Origin of the sequence: Serratia sp. CY52157, assembly GCF_052168495.1 — a bacterium.
Taxonomy (GTDB): Bacteria; Pseudomonadota; Gammaproteobacteria; order Enterobacterales; family Enterobacteriaceae; genus Serratia; species Serratia ureilytica.
The window spans coordinates 1,104,161-1,122,201 of the sequence record NZ_JBJNMO010000001.1 but is presented as its reverse complement, the minus strand read 5'-3'; the positions used below and the strand labels follow the sequence as shown (position 1 = coordinate 1,122,201).

Below are 18,041 nucleotides of genomic sequence, written 5' to 3'. Positions count from 1 at the left end.
AGCTGATTACTTTTACTGATTTTATCGTCGCAACGGAACGTCAAACACATGGTCATAAAGGCGCAGAGTCCTGCCGGTTTCGCGGAAGAGTACATTATTGAGAGTATTTGGAATAATCGCTTCCCCCCTGGCTCTATTTTGCCCGCGGAGCGTGAGCTTTCGGAGTTGATTGGCGTCACGCGCACCACGTTACGTGAAGTGTTGCAACGTCTGGCCCGCGATGGCTGGTTGACCATTCAGCATGGTAAACCGACCAAAGTGAACAATTTCTGGGAAACGTCCGGCCTCAATATCCTTGAGACCGTGGCTCGTCTCGATCACAAAAGCGTCCCGCAGCTGATCGATAACCTGCTGTCCGTGCGTACCAATATCGCGTCGATCTTTATTCGCGCTGCGGTGCGCAATCATCCTGAGCAGGCGCAGGAAGTGCTGGCGAAAGCCGCCGAGGTGGAAGATCAGGCGGATGCCTTCAATGTCCTGGACTATGAGATCTTCCGTGGCCTGGCGTTCGCTTCCGGCAACCCGATCTATGGCCTGATTTTCAACGGTCTGAAAGGGCTGTACACCCGCGTGGGCCGTTACTACTTCTCCAACCCGGAAGCGCGCAAGCTGGCGCTGACCTTCTACAGCAAGCTGTCTACGCTTTGCCATGAGAAGCTGTACGACCAGGTGATGGATACCGTGCGCAACTACGGTAAAGACAGCGGGGCGATTTGGCAGAGCATGCAGGGCACCATGCCGAGCGATCTGACCGAAGCGCGCCGCTGATGCCGTGCGAATGACATAATTAGGGCGCCGTGTTGGCGCCCTTTGTCGTTATGGCGGTTACAGCGGCGTAGGCCGCGGCGGGCAGCGGTCGAGCAATTCCACGCTGCCGTCTTCGTTTTGCTGCTCGAGGATCACGTCGAAGCCCCACAGGCGATGCAGGTGCTTCAACACGTCGCGGCGGCTCTTATCGAGCGGCGCGCGCTCTTGCGGGATATAGCGCAGCGTCAGCGAACGATCGCCGCGCAGGTCTACGTTCCAGATCTGAATGTTCGGCTCGTGGTTGCTCAGATTGTATTGAGCCGACAGCTCCTGGCGGATTGCCCGGTAGCCCGCTTCGTTATGGATCGCGGCAATTTCCAGGTAGTTGTTGCGATCGTCGTCCAGCACGGTAAACAAGCGGAAGTCGCGCATCACTTTGGGCGACAGGAACTGGCTGATAAAGCTCTCATCCTTAAAGTCGCGCATGGCGAAGTGCAACGTGTCCAACCAGTCTTTACCGGCGATGTCCGGGAACCAGTAGCGATCTTCCTCGGTCGGCGATTGGCAGATGCGCTTGATGTCCTGGAACATGGCGAAGCCCAGCGCGTAGGGGTTGATGCCGTTATAGTATGGGCTGTTGTACGGCGGCTGATAAACCACGTTGGTGTGGCTGTGCAAAAACTCCAGCATGAACCGCTCGGTCACCCGGCCTTCGTCGTAAAGATGGTTAAGGATGGTGTAGTGCCAGAAGGTCGCCCACCCCTCGTTCATTACCTGGGTCTGTTTTTGCGGGTAGAAATATTGGCTGACTTTGCGCACGATGCGCAGCACCTCACGCTGCCACGGTTCCAGCAGCGGCGCATTCTTCTCGATAAAATAGAGGATATTTTCCTGCGGTTCGCTCGGATATCGGCGCGCCTGCTCAGGCGACTCTTCGCGCTCGACGCGTGGCAGGGTCTTCCACAGCGTATTCACCTGGCTTTGCAGATACTCTTCGCGGCTTTTCTGGCGCGCTTTTTCTTCCACCAAAGAGATTTTTTGCGGGCGTTTGTACCTGTCGACCCCGTAGTTCATCAGCGCATGGCAGGAGTCCAGCAGCCGTTCCACTTCTTCGACGCCGTAGCGTTCTTCGCACTGGCTGATGTAGTGGCGAGCAAACAGCAGGTAATCGACGATGGAGCTGGCGTCGGTCCAACTGCGGAACAGGTAGTTATTCTTGAAGAACGAGTTGTGGCCATAGCAGGCGTGCGCCATCACCAGCGCCTGCATGGTGATGGTGTTCTCCTCCATCAGGTAGGCGATGCAGGGATTGGAGTTGATGACGATTTCATACGCCAGCCCTTGCTGGCCCTGTTTGTAGCGCTGCTCGGTTTCGATGAATTTTTTGCCGAAGGACCAATGGGTATAGTTGATCGGCATGCCGACGCTCGAATAGGCGTCCATCATCTGTTCTGAGGTGATCACCTCGATCTGATGGGGGTAGGTGTCGAGCCGGTAATGCTTGGCGACGCGGTCGATCTGCTCCAAATACACCTGCAGCAGTTCGAACGTCCAGTCCGGTCCATCGCTCAGACGTTTATCATCCTTAACCTTGTCATGTGTTGAAGTAGTCATCAGCGCACCCTCATTATTCACGGGCCTTGCTCAAACGGCAGACCCTGTAACAAGCATAGTTCAAGTCATAATTAACCATTGCAAATCAGTGAAATAAAAATGCCGGTACGCAAAGGGGCGAACGGCGGTCGATCCGGCGCCCGTCCCGGCAGAAGGCGGTGCAACACCGCGCATCTTCTCCGAGTATAGCCCTGCGGCAGGGGCGTGCAACACATTGCCTGCTGTGCGACAGGGATTGAAAATTGTTATGTTATATTGTAACTTTTCGTTTTTCTCAACAACGGACAAGGAGCGCGTTTTGACGAGGCATTTGGGCAAATTGGCAGTGGCGCTGGCGGCGCTGTTCATCAGTGGGCAAACGTTGGCTCACGGGCATCATTCACATGGCAAGCCGCTGACGGAAGTGGAAAAAAAGGCGGAGGGAGGCGTGTTCGACGATAAGGACGTCAAAGATCGCGACCTGGCTGATTGGGAGGGCGTATGGCAATCCGTGTATCCGTATCTGATCAATGGGGATCTTGACCCGGTGTTCAAGAAGAAAGCGGCGCAGGATAAGAGCAAAACCTTCGCAGAGGTGAAGGCGTATTACCGCCAAGGTTACGCTACCGATGTGGATACCATTGGCATTGAGAACGGTGTCATGGAATTTCACCGTGGCGACCAATCCAGCGCCTGTCAGTACAAGTACGCCGGGCATAAGATCCTGACGTATGTCTCCGGTAAGAAAGGCGTGCGTTATCTGTTCGAGTGCCAGGATGCCGACAGCCAGGCGCCGAAATTCGTACAGTTCAGCGATCACATTATCGGGCCGCGCAAATCGGCGCATTTCCATATCTTTATGGGCAACACGTCGCAGGAGGCGTTGCTGAAAGAGATGGATAACTGGCCGACCTACTACCCGTTCCAGTTGCAGACCAAAGAAGTCGTGGACGAGATGCTGCATCATTGATGCTTCTCTCTTCTGCCACCACAAGCCCGCACGCGTGGGCTTGTGGTCAGTCGAACGGCCTGATTTGCAGGTAATCGTCCGTGACGTCCATTTCAAATAGCGTTTCATCCGCCAATAAAGTGGCGCGCATGCGATCCCGAGCCGCTCGGTACCGTTCATCCAGCTGAATATCACCGGCGTTTTCCCATGCCGAGCGGCTTGGCCACTGCGCATAGCCGATATATTTGCCGTTCATCTCCCGATGCAGGCGCGAGCCCAGGCTGCCGCGTTGCTGATAGATGCCCTGTGTCAATTCAAGCCAGGCCTGGCGAAAAGCGTGTTCGTGTCCGGTTTTGACTGAGAACTGATAGAGAGCGATGAACATGCGAGGTTCTCCTGAATAGCGACAGTATGAACTCTGGGCGAGGCTGGGGGCTTGAACGTTCATATCGTGCTGCAGCGAAAACAAGATGGCGCCACAGTGAACGCCGCTTTATTCCAACAGTAAAAATAAGGCTATTAAGGGCTGAAAATTTACGCGATTTTTCTGCTGCAGCGGGTGGTGTCGTTATTTGCCAGTTGTTTTGGTATTTTTTGATTTTGTGGTTTTTTATTCTATTGTTGTGTTAACTGATATTTTTATATTCTGTTAAATCCATGTTGCTTATCACGCCAATTTTCCATGCCGTCAATGATAGCAATGCTAGCGAATCAGGGGTGACCTCGCGCCATAAACCCCCTTAAACCGTATCTTATCGCTATTTTCTGGCGGCTATTGCAAATGCGCGGGCCATCGACGATAAATTAATTGTGAATATTGTCACGTTTGATGATGAAGTTGTTGGACGGATTTTTTCACTGAGTTAATTTCCTGTTAGCAGAAGATTGTGCTTTGTGAAGCCTTGGGCTGGAGTCAGCGATGCGAGTGGTAATTTTAGGTAGTGGAGTGGTGGGCGTAGCCAGTGCCTGGTATTTGGCGAAGGCTGGGCATGAGGTGACGGTGATCGATCGTCAGCCCGGCCCGGCACTGGAAACCAGCGCGGCGAACGCCGGGCAGATTTCACCGGGCTATGCCGCTCCCTGGGCGGCGCCGGGCGTGCCGCTGAAGGCCATTAAGTGGATGTTCCAACGCCATGCGCCGCTGGCGATCCGTCTCGACGGCAGCAGCTTCCAGCTGAACTGGATGTGGCAGATGCTGAAAAACTGCAACACCGAACACTACATGACCAACAAAGGCCGCATGGTGCGCCTGGCGGAATACAGCCGCGACTGCATCAAGGCGCTGCGGCAGGAAACCGGCATCCAGTACGAAGGCCGTCAGGGCGGCACGCTGCAGCTGTTCCGCACCCAACAACAGTTCGAAAACGCCGCGAAAGATATTGCGGTATTGGAAGATGCCGGGGTGCCTTACCGATTGCTGGAGGCCGGCCAACTCGGCAGCGTTGAGCCGGCGCTGGCGCAGGTGGCGCACAAGCTGACCGGCGGCCTGCAGTTGCCGAACGACGAAACCGGCGATTGCCAACTGTTTACGCAACAGTTGGCGAAGATGGCTGAGCAGGCGGGCGTGACCTTCCTGTTCAACCGCAGCGTCGACCGTCTGTTGGTGGAGGGGGACAAGATCGCCGGCGTACAGTGCGGCGAGGAAGTGTTCAAAGCCGATAGCTATGTGGTGGCGTTCGGTTCGTACTCCACGGCGCTGCTGCGCGGCCTGGTGTCTATTCCGGTTTACCCGCTCAAGGGCTATTCGCTGACGATCCCTATCGTCGATGAGGCGGCGGCGCCATTCTCTACGGTACTGGATGAGACGTATAAAATCGCCATCACGCGCTTCGACCAGCGCATTCGCGTCGGCGGCATGGCGGAGATCGTCGGTTTCAATACTCAGCTGGAGCAAAAGCGGCGAGAAACGCTGGAGATGGTGGTGCGCGATCTCTACCCGAACGGCGGCAGAGTGGAAGACGCGACGTTCTGGACCGGCCTGCGCCCGATGACGCCGGACGGCACGCCGATCGTCGGCCGCACCTCGTTAAAAAACCTGTACCTCAACACCGGGCATGGCACGCTCGGCTGGACCATGGCCTGCGGTTCCGGGCAGTTGTTGTCCGATCTGATGTCCGGCATTACGCCGGCAATCCCTTCCGATGACCTGGCGGTGGCGCGTTACAGCGCCGGATTTCGCCAGCAACACGCGGTTCCGCTGAACGACGTGCATCCCGCACGTTAGTCGTCGACGCTGTCATAGACTTTTTCGGCCACGCGCAGGCGCGCGTGGCCGCTGTACGCTGGCCCAAGGAGAAGCGATGCCCCGTCCGATAACCGCCACGATGCATCTCGGCGCAATTGAAAACAATCTGCAGGTGGTGCGCCGTTTCGCCCCCGGCGCCAAAGTCTGGGCGGTGGTCAAGGCCAACGCCTATGGCCACGGCATCAAACACGTTTGGCGCAGCATGGCGCACACCGACGGCTTCGCCATGCTGGATCTGGCCGAAGCGGTGTTGCTGCGCGAGTCCGGTTGGCAGGGGCCTATCCTGTTGTTGGAAGGCTTCTTCCAGCGGCAGGATCTGGCCTTGCTCGATCGTTATCGCCTGACGACGGCGGTGCACAGCGACTGGCAACTGGCGGCGATCGCCGACGCGAAGCTGAGTGCGCCGCTTGATGTCTATCTGAAAGTGAACAGCGGCATGAATCGGCTGGGGTTTGCGCCCGAGCGCCTGCATGAGGTGTGGCGCAGGGCGCAGGCTGTCGCCAATATTGCCGAGCTTACGCTGATGAGTCACTTTGCCACCGCCGACGGGCCGGAAGGCGTAACTCAACAGATGGCCACCATCGAGGCGGCGGCGGCCGATGTACCGCTGCCGCGTTGCCTGGCCAACTCGGCCGCTACGCTGTGGCATCCTGCGACCCACGGCAGCTGGGTGCGCCCTGGGATCATTCTCTATGGCGCTTCGCCGAGCGGGTGCTGGAACGATATCGCATCGACGGGGTTGCAGCCGGCGATGACGCTGAGCAGCGAGATCATCGGCATTCAGCAGTTGAAGTCTGGCGATCGCGTGGGCTACGGCGGCCGTTACAGCGCCGCCGGCGCGCAGCGTATCGGCGTGGTGGCCTGCGGTTATGCCGACGGCTATCCGCGTCATGCGCCGACCGGAACGCCGGTATGGGTCGATGGCGTGTTGACGCGCACCCTGGGAACGGTATCGATGGATATGCTGGCGGTGGATTTGACGCCCTGTCCCCACGTTGAACTGGGCGCCGAGGTGGAGCTGTGGGGAAAACGCCTGCCGGTGGACGAGGTGGCCACGGCGGCAGGGACGTTAGGCTATGAACTGTTGTCGGCGTTGGCGGCGCGCGTGCCGGTTGTTACCGAAGCCTGAGCCGCGGCTCAGGCGACTTTTCTGATCTGTCCTTTAATCTGCTTGCTGAGCCGCCGCGCGTGCAGCGCCAGCAGGCAGCCCGCCAGCATGACCAAAGCCAGCGACAGCTTCGGTTGCAGCGGCAGCGCCATCGCCAGCAGCCCCAGCGCGGCGCCCCCGGCCATCTGTACGAAACCGACCAGTGCGGACGCGACGCCGGCCTCATTGGAGTACGGTTCCAGCGCATAGCTGGTGGCCGGGCCCATCACGAACGCCAACCCGGCGCAGGCGCTGGCGACCGGCAGCATATACGCCAGCCAGTGCGCTTGCGCCGCCGCGGGAAGCCACATGACGCCCAGCAGCAGGCCCAGGCAGCCCAACCCCATCAAAATGCCGCCGGTCGCCAGACAAACCGGGCGGCCGACTTTGTGGATGATGCGGTTAGCGAAGAAGCTGACCAACATGATCCAGAAGCCGTTGGCGCCGAACACCAACGAGAATTGCAGCGGAGTCAGGCCCGCGGTGCCCATCAGCACGTTAGGCGCCAGAGAAACGTAGGTCAGCGCCATGCCCATCGCCCCGGAGTTCACCACCGCGAAAGAGAGGAAACGCCGTTCGCTGAGGATGCGCGCGTATTGGCGCACCGGCAGCCCTTTGACCGGCACGGTGTCGGCGGGGCGAGTTTCCGGCAGGCGCAGCGCGATGAGCACCAACACCAGCAGCGCGTAACTGGCCAGGAACCAAAAGGGCGCGCGCCAGCCGAAGGCTTCGGCGAGCAGGCCGCCGAGCAGCGGCGCCAATGCCGGGATGATGTTCAGCGTGCCGTTGAGAAAGCCGAAGGCGCGGGCGGCGTCGTCGCCATTCAGCCGATCGCGCACGCCGCTGAAGGCGACGACGGCGGTGCAACAGACCGCTACCCCTTGCAACAGGCGCGACGCGATGAAGATCGTCGGGCTGGTGGCCAGCGCCGCCATTGCCGCGCCGATCGTGTAGAGAATAATGCCGGCCAGCGCCACCGGTTTGCGGCCATAGTTATCCACCAACGGACCGGCGATGATTTGACCGAGGCCGAGCACCAGAATAAACAGCGAAATGGTGGATTGGATCAGCGCTTCACTGCTGCCCAGACCTACGGCGATGGCGGGAATGGTGGGCAGATAGAGATCGATGCCCAATGGGCCGAGCAGCACCAGGCTGAGAAGCAGAAACAGGAACTTTTGCATAGCAGGAAAGGCACGTCCGAGTGACAAAGAGGGCTAGAGTAGAGATTCTGGCGGCAAATGAAAAGGGGCAAAGCGGGTCAGCGCTGCGCTCCCGGGCGGAGATAAAGCGCCGAGACGGTATCGGCCACATAACGGGCCTGATGGCGAGCGTCATCCAACGCGCGATGCGGCATGCCTTCGAACGGACGGGTCTTTTTCGGGTTAAAGCCGTGCAGTTCCGCCAGCGTGATCACCGTGCGCACATCCTGGGTATCCCAGAATTTCCACGGACAGGGCATCTCCAACTGCTGGAAGGCGTGTTCGAGGATCGCGCAGTCGAACTCTTTACCGTTGCCCCAGACCTTTACCGTATCGGTGCTGTTCATATGGATAAAACGGCTGAGACTGCTCAGCACGCGCTTGAGGCTCTCGGTGCCGCCGAAGGCCAGCTTGCGCGCTTCATCGGATTGTTTCGCCCACCAGGCAACCGTGTCCAGGCTTATGGTTCGTCCCGGCTGATCTTTCTGGCTGCTGACGGCGGCCTCGAATTCGGCGCCGAGTTCGCCGGTGCGGGGATCGAAAAACACCGCCGCGACCACCAAAATCACGGCGCTGGGTTTTATATCCAGGGTTTCAATGTCTAACATCAGATGGTGCATCGGCGTTTCCGGTGGTTGGCGTGGTGGCTTAATGTTACTACAGAACGTGCGACGATGCGGCCAGTGCGCACATGAAATCCTTTTAAAGCGCCTCGTTCAGGTTATGATGCTGGAGATACTCTTGTCAGGTTGGTCGCTATCGGTGAGAACGCTTATCTTTATTTTGTGCATGGTTGGCTACTTGCTGCTGCTGGGCTACCTTAGCGTGTTCGTCACGGACAAGATCTGTGAGAAGGCAGGCAACTACACCAAAATATGCCGCATCGTAGACATTTCAGAGCCCCATATCCCCAGATAGCACCGCGTTTAGCCGAGGTAATCGGTGGTGATCAGCGGGGTCAGGATCGCCGCCAGCGCCGCGAGCGTCGTCCATTGCCGCCAGCCTAGGCGAGCCAGCCAGTCATGCCGCTGTGGCGGCGTGGCCAGCTGCCCGACGGCCACGGTGCCGGTCAGCAGCAGCGTCAGAATCAGCAGCACCAGGCCACGGCTCACCAGCGTGAACTCAATGTGCAGCACATTGGCGTAATACAGGCGCATCAGAATAAAATAGCCCAACAAGATCCAGGCGAAAACGACGTTTTTCTTGAGCACCTGTTGCAACGTCAGCGCGAGAAACAGGCTGTGAAACAGCGATAGCAGCGGGGCTTCGATCGGATGCCGAACGCAGACGTTGTAGACCGCCATGTAAATGTTGAAAACCAGCAGGATATAGATCACGTAAATATACCAGCCGTAGATCACTTTGAGTTTTTTGGCGCTCGGCGGCAGGGAGAGTGCGTCCGGTTTCATTAGGGCCTCCTGATGACGCCACGCAAACGCTGCAGTTGAAGGCGGCGCGTCGGCATCGTAATTTATAATCCACAGGGTATATATCACCCGAGCGCTAAATGAGAATTAAACGCTGAACCGGCTTTATTCCCGCGTTTGCGCGGAACTATTTTTGGCCCGCAGGGTCGATTGGCGAGCGATCGCCAGGCGATTCTCGCACTGAGATGAAGCAAGCAATACGCTGATATGAAAGATTATAAAAACACGCATGGCACCAGGCTGCTGCTAATATTCACCCTGGCGTTTTACATCCTGTTGCCGCCTGTGCTGACCGCCTGCGTCTTCACCCGTTTCAATCTTAATCCCTTCGCGATCGTCAAATTTTTGCACTTTAATCCGTTCTTCGCCGATCGGGGCATACCCGGTTATCAGACTTTCCTCTACCTGCTGATGCTTTGGTTGGGGGGGAATATTTTACTATGGCTGATGGTATGGGGCGTGGGGCGGCTGTACCGCCGTTGGCGATCGCGGCGCGGCGAATAGTCTACCCCCCAAGTAAAACATTACGCGGGGAAATGGCCTTTCATTTAACAATGCGCCGTATCGTCACTTGTTTCGCCGGTGAGGGGGCAGCGTCGTTGGCCGACCCATTACATTAGCACGGCTGTTTAAAAGCATCCGTGGCGGCACAGCCGGTTAGGGCGTTAGAACAGCGAAAACAGCAAGACGACAGGCAGACTCAACGGCCAGGTTAACCCGATGGTCAGCGCGCTGATGCAACGAATTTTGACGGTGTCCCTGCTTACCAGGTAGGTGAAAATCATTGAAACTAACAGACCAATAAAATAACAGTATTGCGTTGCAACCCACAGCGACGACATGAAACTCGATCCCAGTTGTATTTTTACGCGCGAATTTTAGGAGCTTGGCGGGCGATAATCAATGACCGAAGGCCGTTAATTCATGCCTTTATCCATAAGAATGCATAATTTATTTCTATAAAGAATGTAAGGTTATTAACGGCTTTATGCTTATTACGAAAAGAAATCAACAACATAGTTACCGGTAACATTTTGAGATTGTCAGCCTGATTTCAGGCGGGAACGGTGTGAAGAAGGAAAATAGTCATTCAGACGTCCGGAAACGCGACGAGGTTATCACTCATAAATATTATTTATGTTTTAGTGGGCAGGCAGACGAAGGCGAGATCGCGTTGCGCCGGCGAGCTTTGGATTCTTTTTAGCTGTCGACGGGCGAATGATGGGATAGAAACATGCGGGGAGAGGGGTTTTTAGCGCATTGTCCGGATGCGCTGCCGGTCAGCCAGGAAGGGGGGTTTGGTGTTGCTGTAGGTTTAATGAATGTTAAGACCGTAGACGAACAGCCACGAAAACAGCAGCGCCAGCAGGCATGTCATCAATACGATGGAGATCATTTCCTTCACAACTTCATTCCTTTTCCCGATGAACCAAATTTACTTGTCTTTGTTTTTGCGTGGGATTTTAGATCGCTATGGGTAAAAATCCTAGTTTTAATCCCGTTTTTTGCACTGCCGCCACGGCGTACGCTGCCTCGGCAAGTCATGACGATGCCTGTAAACCGAGCGCCTTAACCCGTCGTAGCTATTGCCGAATACCGCAGTGCTAACTATATAAATGGAGATCGCGCGACGTCGCCGGCTGCAAGGCGCGTCCCTGTAGGGCGGCTGTTGATCAGTCTACAGCGCCTCCAAATGAGATGAAGAGGTCGGCAATGAGCACAAAACCAACCATCGTGCTGGTGCACGGATTCTGGGGCGGCGCCGCGCACTGGAGTAAGGTGATTATCGAGTTGTCGCGCAGGGGCTATTCGGCGATTCATGCGGTGGAAATGCCGCTGACCTCACTGGCTGAGGATGCGGAACGGGCGCGCAAGATGGTCGCGCAGCAAGCGGGACCGGTATTGTTGGTGGGGCACTCTTACGGTGGCGCGGTGATCACGGAAATGGGCAACCAGCCTAACGTGGTCGGCCTGGTCTACATTGCCGCGTTTGCGCCGGATGCCGGTGAAAGCCCCGGTGGCATTACGCAAGCGCATCCTCCTGCGGCAGTCGCGAATCTGATTCCGGACAGCGACGGTTATCTGTGGATCAAGAACGACAAGTTTCACGAAAGCTTTTGCCAGGATCTTACCGCCGACGAGGCTCTGGTGATGGCGGCGACGCAGAAGGCGCCATTGGCCGATACCTTCGGCAACCCCCTCGGTGAGCCCGCCTGGAAACATAAACCGTCGTGGTATCAACTCTCCAGCGACGACCGCATGATAGCGCCGGAGAACCAACGGCGTATGGCGCAGCGGCTGCAGGCTAAGAAAGTAATGGTGCTGAAGGCCAGTCATGCCTCGCTGGTTTCCCATGCCGATGACGTGGCGGGATTGATTGACGAAGCGGCCGGTTCAAAATAAAACCCGGGCAGAAACGCGCTTCGGGCCAAAAAAGAGACACCTTGCGGCAAAGGCGGGCTTCGCTTCGCATTAGGGATAAGCGCTGATATCGCTGCCGGAGTTCATTATTAACAGCATAATCAACACCACTGCGGCGGCAATAATGGCGTAGATTTCCGCCTTGCGCATATCGATCTAGCGCCCGTTAACGCCGATCATTTCTATTGCCGCGCGATGCAATTTTTGAAAATACTCGTCGTGCTGTTGTTCAACTTCCTGAATAAGACTGGCCAGCAGATTCTGTTTGGTGATCGGTTTGTTGGCGATGAGCACCAGCAGCACGCTTTTGCCGAGCAGGCAGCAGATTTGCTTATGGTATTCATCAACATCATTCTTGTTGAGGCCATAGAGGGTGTAATCGATCATGGTGTCTAACCTGCTGACAGGTAAATTGCCCGCCGAAGCGGGCTGAGAAGCCATAGAAATAAAATGAGTCAAATTTCGCTTAGGGTAGAACCCGATGCGTGTGTTAACGATAACTGAATGGGAATATTCCCATCAAGACGCATGAGGGAGGATGTGAAGGTTTAGGAATAACCTCATAAGAAAGAGCGGAAACGGGCGGCCATCACGGCGTGCTTATTTGTCTGTCACAGCGTTCGTTCTCTCTACATTATTTTTTTCGACCCGTGCATCCACTTGGAGAACCTCATACGTATATCAGGAATGAGCAACACTTACGCTCAGCTTACGGAGAGGACTTCATCATGAAAACACTTATCGTTACTCTGGTTACCGGCTCATTACTTTTCGGCGTCGCCACTTATGCGGCGAGTGGGGACACGTCATCCGTAATGGTTGGCGGCGCGGCGATGTACCCCTCAAAAAACATTGTGCAAAATGCGCTGAACTCAAAAGATCACACAACGTTGGTCGCGGCCGTTAAGGCCGCCGGCTTGGTTGATACTTTACAAGGCAAAGGTCCTTATACTGTTTTTGCGCCGACGAATGCCGCATTCGCCAAATTACCGGCCGGCACCGTTGAAAATCTGTTAAAACCCGAAAATAAAGCGCTGTTAAGCAGTGTATTAACCTACCACGTTGTGGCTGGGAACTACGACATGCGGGCGCTGGAAAGAAAAATTGAGCAGGGCGGCGGACGGGCGGAACTCAAAACCGTCAACGGTCAGTCGCTATGGTTTATGAATAATGGCCCGCATAATATTCAGATCAAAGATGCTAAAGGCGACGTCGCCAACATCAGCACCTATGATGTGCGGCAGCAAAACGGTGTAATCGACGTTATTGATACCGTGCTAATGCCCAAGTAAGGCCTATACTCGGAGTGGGCAAAGCTTAACCGCTTTAGGGATGGTATGGATCACTCGTTGAAAGAAAACCAGGTAATGTGCTTAAAGGCGATCGCTAATGGCGATCGCCGAGCATTTGAACGCTTGTACAGATCGACATCCGCAAGTTTATTCGCCATTGCGCTGCGCATGTTACGTAATCGCCAGTGGGCGGAAGAGGTTCTGGTCGACGGCTTTCTTGCCGTGTGGCAGCGTGCCGGAGATTATGATCCGACCTTGAGTTCGCCTATGACATGGCTTACTCACATTATAAGGAACCGATGTATAGATGGATTGCGTAGCCGGCATGGACGCCATATCGGACTGGAAGAAGAATATAGCGATCAAATCCCTCAGTCGGAAAATGAAAGCCAGGGTGATGAGGGGGAGCTGGCTAAAAAGTTAAATGACTGTTTGAAGCATCTGACGTCTGAACAACGGCAAAGTATTGCTTTGGCATATTATCAAGGGATGTCGCACGCGGATATCGCTGATTGGTTGCAGCAACCGCTTGGTACGGTAAAAAGCTGGGTCCGCAGGGCGCTAGCACATCTAAAGGATTGCCTGGGCCTATGAACAGACGTGAAAGTGATGACATGTTGGCTGCAGAATATGCTCTTGGCACGCTCAGAGGGAATGCCCGGCTGCATTTTGAGCGCCGTCTGAAAACGGACAGCATTTTGGCGACCCAGGTTGGAAAGTGGCAAAATATGTTGTCGGGGTTGGATATCGATATAACGCCAATACCGCCCCCTGAAAGCGTTTGGAAAAAAATTGAATTAAATCTGCCTCAATACGCTTCGCCTCGACGGCGCGTGCGAAACTATATTGCATGGGGGCTTGCTGCGGGATTGGGCGCATTGAGCCTGAGCTCGTGGTTTTATTGGCGTGCGCCAGAGCTGAAACCGTTAGTGGTCCTGAACGGAGCGCATCAAGGGACGTGGGTCGTAAGTTCAGACGGTCAAAGAAAAATTGTTCGTATAACCCCCTTAGGCTTGGCCGCTATTCCGGATGGAAAAAGTCTTGAGCTGTGGCTGATCCCCGTTGGACATAAGCCCGTTTCAATTGGACTCGTGAACGTGAAAGGCGTGAGCCAGTTTTATTTGGCAGATGCAGATTTAGTTAAAGGAACAACGATTGCCATTAGCCTGGAGCCATTAGGCGGCTCACCGAGCAAGCAACCGACCGGCCCCGTGTTGTATTCAGGTGAGTTGGTTCTATGATTGACGCCGGATGCGGATGCCTTCCGCAGAAATAGCATTTGAATTCGTTGAGAATAAAAACGGCCGGGCAGGTATTCTCCGGCCGTTTTTTATGATTATGCGGTCTGTTTGCGGAACAGTTCGCGGAATACCGGATAAATATCGTCCGGTTCGCGGATATGCTGCATGGCGAAGTTGTCGAATTTCGCTTGCAGATCTTCGTATTCGCGCCATAGCGTTTGGTGAGCGCGGCGAGTGATTTCGATGTAGCTGTAGTACCGCACCATTGGCAGGATCTTCTTCGCCAACAGCTCGTGACACAGCGGTGAATCGTCGGCCCAGTTGTCCCCGTCCGACGCCTGCGCGGCGTAGATATTCCATTGCGCCGGATCGTAACGCTCTTCGACCACGTCGTTCATCAGTTTCAATGCGCTGGAGACGATGGTGCCGCCGGTTTCCTGCGAATAGAAGAACTCCTGCTCGTCCACCTCTTTCGCCTGGGTGTGATGGCGAATATAGACCACCTCGACGTTTTTGTAGGTTCGGCTCAGGAACAGATAAAGCAGAATGTAAAAACGTTTGGCCATGTCTTTGGTGGCCTGATCCATCGAACCGGATACGTCCATCAGGCAGAACATCACTGCCTGGCTGGAGGGCTCCGGCCGGCGCTCGTAGTTTTTGTAACGCAGATCGAAGGTGTCGATAAACGGCACGCTTTCGATTTTCTTGCGCAGTTCGGCAATCTCTTTGCGCAGCCGCTCTTCTTCCAGCAGTTGCACCGGCTCGGTGTTTTCCAACTGGGTCAGCGCGTCTTCCAGTTCGTGCAACGCGCGCCTTTTACCGGCGGTCATGGCGGTACGCCGCGCCAGCGAGTTTTGCAGCGAACGCACGACGCTGATGTTGGCCGGCACGCCATTGGCGGTGTAGCCGGCGCGGTGGGTTTTGTATTCGGTCAGCTGCTTGTACTGATTCTTTTTCAGGTTGGGCAGGGCGAGATCCTCGAATAAAAGATCGAGGTACTCGTCTTTGGATATCTGGAAGACGAACTCATCCTGGCCTTCACCGTCCTGGCTGGCGTTGCCCTGGCCGCCGCCGCCTGCGCCGCCCTGAGGCCGTTCGACGCGATCGTTCTGCACGAAGTGGTCATTGCCTGGGTGAACGCGATGGCGCGTGCCGCCGCGCCCCTGATGAAACATCGGTTCGTTGATATCGTCAGTGGGGATAGAGACTGACTCCCCGCTGTCTACGTCGGTGACCGAACGCTTGTTGATGGCTTCGGCAATCGACTGTTTGATTTGCGACTTGTAACGGCGCAAGAAGCGCTGGCGGTTCACCGTGCTCTTGTTTTTGCCGTTCAGCCGCCGGTCAATGAAATAGGCCATACTTCCCCCAAACGACGTTGCCAACTCTTTATGTCCCGGCCGCGGCAGCGCAATGTGCCAGCCCCTCCGTGGGCTGCGCTGCAACGTCCATGACTGTGGACATGGCCCTGATAATGCCGCTTACCTGAGGCGTTATGAGGATTTTCTGACCCGCAGATACCATTCACACAGCAGGCGCACCTGCTTGCGGGTATAGCCTTTCTCCATCATGCGATCGACGAAGTCGTCGTGTTTTTTCTGCTCGTCCGTCGATGTTTTGGCGTTGAACGAAATCACCGGCAACAGTTCTTCGGTATTGGAGAACATCTTTTTCTCGATCACGGTGCGCAGCTTCTCGTAGCTGGTCCAGTTCGGGTTGCGGCCGTTGTTGTTGGCGCGGGCGCGCAGCACGAAGTTCACGATTTCGTTGCGGAAATCTTTCGGGTTGCTGATGCCGGCCGGTTTTTCAATTTTCTCCAGTTCGGCGTTCAGGGACTCGCGGTCGAACAGCTGGCCGGTGTCGGGATCGCGATACTCCTGATCCTGGATCCAGAAGTCGGCATAGGTGACGTAGCGGTCAAAAATGTTTTGTCCGTATTCCGAGTAGGATTCCAGATAGGCGGTCTGGATCTCTTTGCCGATAAACTCGGCGTATTTCGGGATCAGATAGCCTTTCAGGTGCTCCAGGTATTTCTCCGCCAAATCCTGCGGGAACTGTTCGCGCTCGATCTGCTGTTCCAGCACATAGAACAGGTGCACCGGGTTGGCTGCCACCTCGGCGTGATCGAAGTTGAATACCCGCGAGAGGATTTTAAAGGCGAAACGGGTGGAGAGGCCGTTCATGCCTTCGTCAACCCCGGCGTAGTCGCGGTATTCCTGATAGGACTTGGCTTTCGGGTCGGTATCTTTGAGGCTTTCGCCGTCATACACGCGCATTTTCGAGTAGATGCTCGAGTTTTCGGGCTCTTTCAGCCGCGACAGCACGCTAAAGCGCGCCAGCGTTTCCAGCGTGCCCGGCGCGCAGGGCGCATGGGTCAGCTCACTGTGATCCAGAAGCTTGTCGTAAATTTTGATCTCTTCCGACACGCGCAGGCAGTAAGGCACCTTGACGATATACACGCGGTCGAGGAACGCTTCGTTGTTCTTGTTGTTACGGAAGGTCACCCACTCGGATTCGTTGGAGTGCGCGAGAATAATGCCGCTGAACGGCAGGGCGGAGATGCCTTCGGTGCCGTTGTAGTTGCCTTCCTGGGTTGCGGTCAGCAGCGGATGCAGCACCTTGATCGGCGCTTTGAACATCTCGACGAATTCCATAATCCCCTGGTTGGCGCGGCACAGGGCGCCGGAATAGCCGTAGGCGTCCGGGTCGTTCTGCGCGTGGTTCTCCAGTTTACGGATGTCCACTTTACCGACCAGCGCCGAGATGTCCTGGTTGTTCTCATCGCCCGGCTCGGTTTTGGCGATGGCGATCTGTTCCAGAATGGAAGGGCGCACTTTCACGACTTTAAACTTGGTGATATCGCCACCGAACTCATGCAGGCGCTTCGCCGCCCACGGCGACATGATGGTGCCGAGATAGCGACTTGGGATATTGAACTCTTTTTCCAGGATCGTGGCATCTTCCTGCGGATTGAACAGGCACAGCGGATGATCGTTGACCGGGCTGCGTTCGCCGTTGGCGCTGAGGGTGTAGATGGGCACGCGCTGCATCAGCGCTTTCAGACGTTCCGCCAGCGAGGACTTGCCGCCGCCCACCGGGCCCAGCAGGTAAAGGATCTGTTTCTTCTCTTCCAGGCCCTGAGCGGCGTGTTTCAGGTAAGAGACGATCTGTTCGATGGCCTCTTCCATGCCGTAGAACTCTTCGAAGGCCGGATAGCGTGCGATCACGCGGTTGGAGAACAGGCGCGACAGGCGTGATTCTAGCGCAGTGTCGACCATCACAGGTTCACCGATAGCCATCAGCAGACGTTCGGCCGCGTTGGCATAGGCACTGCGATCTTGCCGGCAAATGGTAAGAAATTCCTGCAGTGTGAACTCTTCGTCCTTGGCAGCTTCGTAGCGCTGGCGATAGTGGTCAAATATGTTCATGATGCCCGTCCTTTCGTTATTAGCACAGGTTAAAGAGAGCGTGTGATAGTGTTCTGGCTCCCGAAAGATGAGAATACGCCTGAGTACAGCAACCCGTATGCCAACTTGGTGCGCTTATTATCGCGAGTTGCGCTGTATGCCACTGGGCCCAGGATAAATTCACCTTCTGATTTAAGCTTAGTTTGCTTGCCGGAAAATTTCCTGCCGTAGAAAAAGCTTTTTTTAAGTCATATCAATGACTCAGTTATTGCCGGGATAACCAAATGCCTTGTCTGGCGCGGCCTGCGGCATGAATCGTCATCGTTTCGCCATGATTAATTCATAATTCCGCTATAAGTTATTCGATCTT

18 protein-coding genes are annotated in these 18,041 nt (G+C 55.6%); 9 read left to right on the top strand and 9 right to left on the bottom strand.

Translation table 11 applies throughout. From position 1 onward, the window contains the following. Nucleotides 1-48 precede the first annotated feature (48 nt). The gene (fadR, locus tag ACJ8IP_RS05330; RefSeq protein WP_033643333.1) at nucleotides 49-768 is read left to right on the top strand and encodes a fatty acid metabolism transcriptional regulator FadR; all 720 of its coding nucleotides are present in this window, start codon (nucleotides 49-51) and stop codon (nucleotides 766-768) included. Nucleotides 769-825: 57 nt separating this feature from the next. On the opposite strand, the gene ACJ8IP_RS05325 is transcribed toward fadR, so the two are convergent. Next, nucleotides 826-2,361, bottom strand: a complete 1,536-nt coding sequence (locus ACJ8IP_RS05325) for a SpoVR family protein (protein ID WP_033643331.1) — start codon at nucleotides 2,359-2,361, stop codon at nucleotides 826-828. A gap of 298 nt (nucleotides 2,362-2,659) precedes the next feature. On the opposite strand from ACJ8IP_RS05325, the gene zinT reads away from it, so the two are divergent. Beyond that, entirely contained in the window at nucleotides 2,660-3,310 is a 651-nt protein-coding gene (gene zinT, locus ACJ8IP_RS05320) for a metal-binding protein ZinT (protein WP_273974214.1), read from the top strand. Between the two features lie 46 nt (nucleotides 3,311-3,356). Here the strand turns inward: zinT and ACJ8IP_RS05315 are convergent, their stop codons facing one another. Next, nucleotides 3,357-3,674 (bottom strand): antibiotic biosynthesis monooxygenase family protein, encoded by a 318-nt coding sequence (locus ACJ8IP_RS05315; protein WP_033650956.1) that lies wholly within the window; start codon nucleotides 3,672-3,674, stop codon nucleotides 3,357-3,359. 534 nt (nucleotides 3,675-4,208) lie between these two features. On the opposite strand from ACJ8IP_RS05315, the gene ACJ8IP_RS05310 reads away from it, so the two are divergent. Together ACJ8IP_RS05310 and dadX are read left to right on the top strand one after the other, a co-directional pair. Next, nucleotides 4,209-5,513 carry a D-amino acid dehydrogenase gene (locus tag ACJ8IP_RS05310; protein ID WP_033643328.1) on the top strand — a complete coding sequence of 435 codons (1,305 nt, stop codon included), beginning with the start codon at nucleotides 4,209-4,211 and terminating at the stop codon, nucleotides 5,511-5,513. Nucleotides 5,514-5,589: 76 nt separating this feature from the next. Beyond that, nucleotides 5,590-6,663: a catabolic alanine racemase DadX gene (dadX, locus tag ACJ8IP_RS05305; RefSeq protein WP_033643327.1), complete on the top strand. Its 1,074-nt coding sequence runs from the start codon at nucleotides 5,590-5,592 to the stop codon at nucleotides 6,661-6,663. A gap of 8 nt (nucleotides 6,664-6,671) precedes the next feature. Here dadX and ACJ8IP_RS05300 read toward each other — a convergent pair whose 3' ends face one another. From ACJ8IP_RS05300 to ACJ8IP_RS05290, 3 genes are all read right to left on the bottom strand, one after another. Beyond that, nucleotides 6,672-7,865 (bottom strand): Bcr/CflA family efflux MFS transporter, encoded by a 1,194-nt coding sequence (locus ACJ8IP_RS05300; RefSeq protein WP_206196482.1) that lies wholly within the window; start codon nucleotides 7,863-7,865, stop codon nucleotides 6,672-6,674. 77 nt (nucleotides 7,866-7,942) lie between these two features. After that, nucleotides 7,943-8,503, bottom strand: a complete 561-nt coding sequence (locus tag ACJ8IP_RS05295; protein ID WP_033643325.1) for a 3'-5' exonuclease — start codon at nucleotides 8,501-8,503, stop codon at nucleotides 7,943-7,945. Between the two features lie 306 nt (nucleotides 8,504-8,809). Further along, a complete protein-coding gene (locus ACJ8IP_RS05290) occupies nucleotides 8,810-9,292 on the bottom strand; it encodes a hypothetical protein (RefSeq protein WP_442524328.1) in 483 nt (160 codons plus the stop codon). 225 nt (nucleotides 9,293-9,517) lie between these two features. On the opposite strand from ACJ8IP_RS05290, the gene ACJ8IP_RS05285 reads away from it, so the two are divergent. Beyond that, complete coding sequence (locus ACJ8IP_RS05285) at nucleotides 9,518-9,814, top strand: hypothetical protein (RefSeq protein WP_099785861.1); 297 nt, start codon at nucleotides 9,518-9,520, stop codon at nucleotides 9,812-9,814. Nucleotides 9,815-9,975: 161 nt separating this feature from the next. On the opposite strand, the gene ACJ8IP_RS05280 is transcribed toward ACJ8IP_RS05285, so the two are convergent. Then, nucleotides 9,976-10,152 carry a GhoT/OrtT family toxin gene (locus ACJ8IP_RS05280; RefSeq protein WP_033634815.1) on the bottom strand — a complete coding sequence of 59 codons (177 nt, stop codon included), beginning with the start codon at nucleotides 10,150-10,152 and terminating at the stop codon, nucleotides 9,976-9,978. Nucleotides 10,153-11,023: 871 nt separating this feature from the next. On the opposite strand from ACJ8IP_RS05280, the gene ACJ8IP_RS05275 reads away from it, so the two are divergent. Then, nucleotides 11,024-11,713 carry an alpha/beta hydrolase gene (locus tag ACJ8IP_RS05275; protein WP_033643320.1) on the top strand — a complete coding sequence of 230 codons (690 nt, stop codon included), beginning with the start codon at nucleotides 11,024-11,026 and terminating at the stop codon, nucleotides 11,711-11,713. Nucleotides 11,714-11,887: 174 nt separating this feature from the next. Here ACJ8IP_RS05275 and ACJ8IP_RS05270 read toward each other — a convergent pair whose 3' ends face one another. After that, nucleotides 11,888-12,118 carry a hypothetical protein gene (locus tag ACJ8IP_RS05270; RefSeq protein ID WP_033643319.1) on the bottom strand — a complete coding sequence of 77 codons (231 nt, stop codon included), beginning with the start codon at nucleotides 12,116-12,118 and terminating at the stop codon, nucleotides 11,888-11,890. A 341-nt stretch (nucleotides 12,119-12,459) separates the two neighbouring features. Between ACJ8IP_RS05270 and ACJ8IP_RS05265 the strand changes: the two genes are divergently transcribed. Genes ACJ8IP_RS05265 through ACJ8IP_RS05255 form a run of 3 tightly spaced genes read left to right on the top strand, consistent with a single transcriptional unit; the run spans nucleotide 12,460 to nucleotide 14,264 of the window. Next, nucleotides 12,460-13,023 carry a fasciclin domain-containing protein gene (locus tag ACJ8IP_RS05265; protein ID WP_033650960.1) on the top strand — a complete coding sequence of 188 codons (564 nt, stop codon included), beginning with the start codon at nucleotides 12,460-12,462 and terminating at the stop codon, nucleotides 13,021-13,023. A 45-nt stretch (nucleotides 13,024-13,068) separates the two neighbouring features. Further along, the gene (locus ACJ8IP_RS05260) at nucleotides 13,069-13,617 is read left to right on the top strand and encodes an RNA polymerase sigma factor (protein ID WP_033650962.1); all 549 of its coding nucleotides are present in this window, start codon (nucleotides 13,069-13,071) and stop codon (nucleotides 13,615-13,617) included. Next, on the top strand, nucleotides 13,614-14,264 hold the full coding sequence (locus tag ACJ8IP_RS05255) for an anti-sigma factor (protein WP_033650963.1): 651 nt from the start codon (nucleotides 13,614-13,616) through the stop codon (nucleotides 14,262-14,264). Before ACJ8IP_RS05260 ends, ACJ8IP_RS05255 begins: the two co-directional genes overlap by 4 nt. A gap of 95 nt (nucleotides 14,265-14,359) precedes the next feature. Here the strand turns inward: ACJ8IP_RS05255 and ACJ8IP_RS05250 are convergent, their stop codons facing one another. Together ACJ8IP_RS05250 and yeaG are read right to left on the bottom strand one after the other, a co-directional pair. Next, nucleotides 14,360-15,625, bottom strand: coding sequence for a YeaH/YhbH family protein (locus ACJ8IP_RS05250; RefSeq protein ID WP_033650964.1), 1,266 nt, complete (start codon nucleotides 15,623-15,625; stop codon nucleotides 14,360-14,362). Between the two features lie 132 nt (nucleotides 15,626-15,757). Next, on the bottom strand, nucleotides 15,758-17,692 hold the full coding sequence (gene yeaG, locus ACJ8IP_RS05245) for a protein kinase YeaG (RefSeq protein ID WP_016927472.1): 1,935 nt from the start codon (nucleotides 17,690-17,692) through the stop codon (nucleotides 15,758-15,760). Nucleotides 17,693-18,041: the final 349 nt, after the last annotated feature.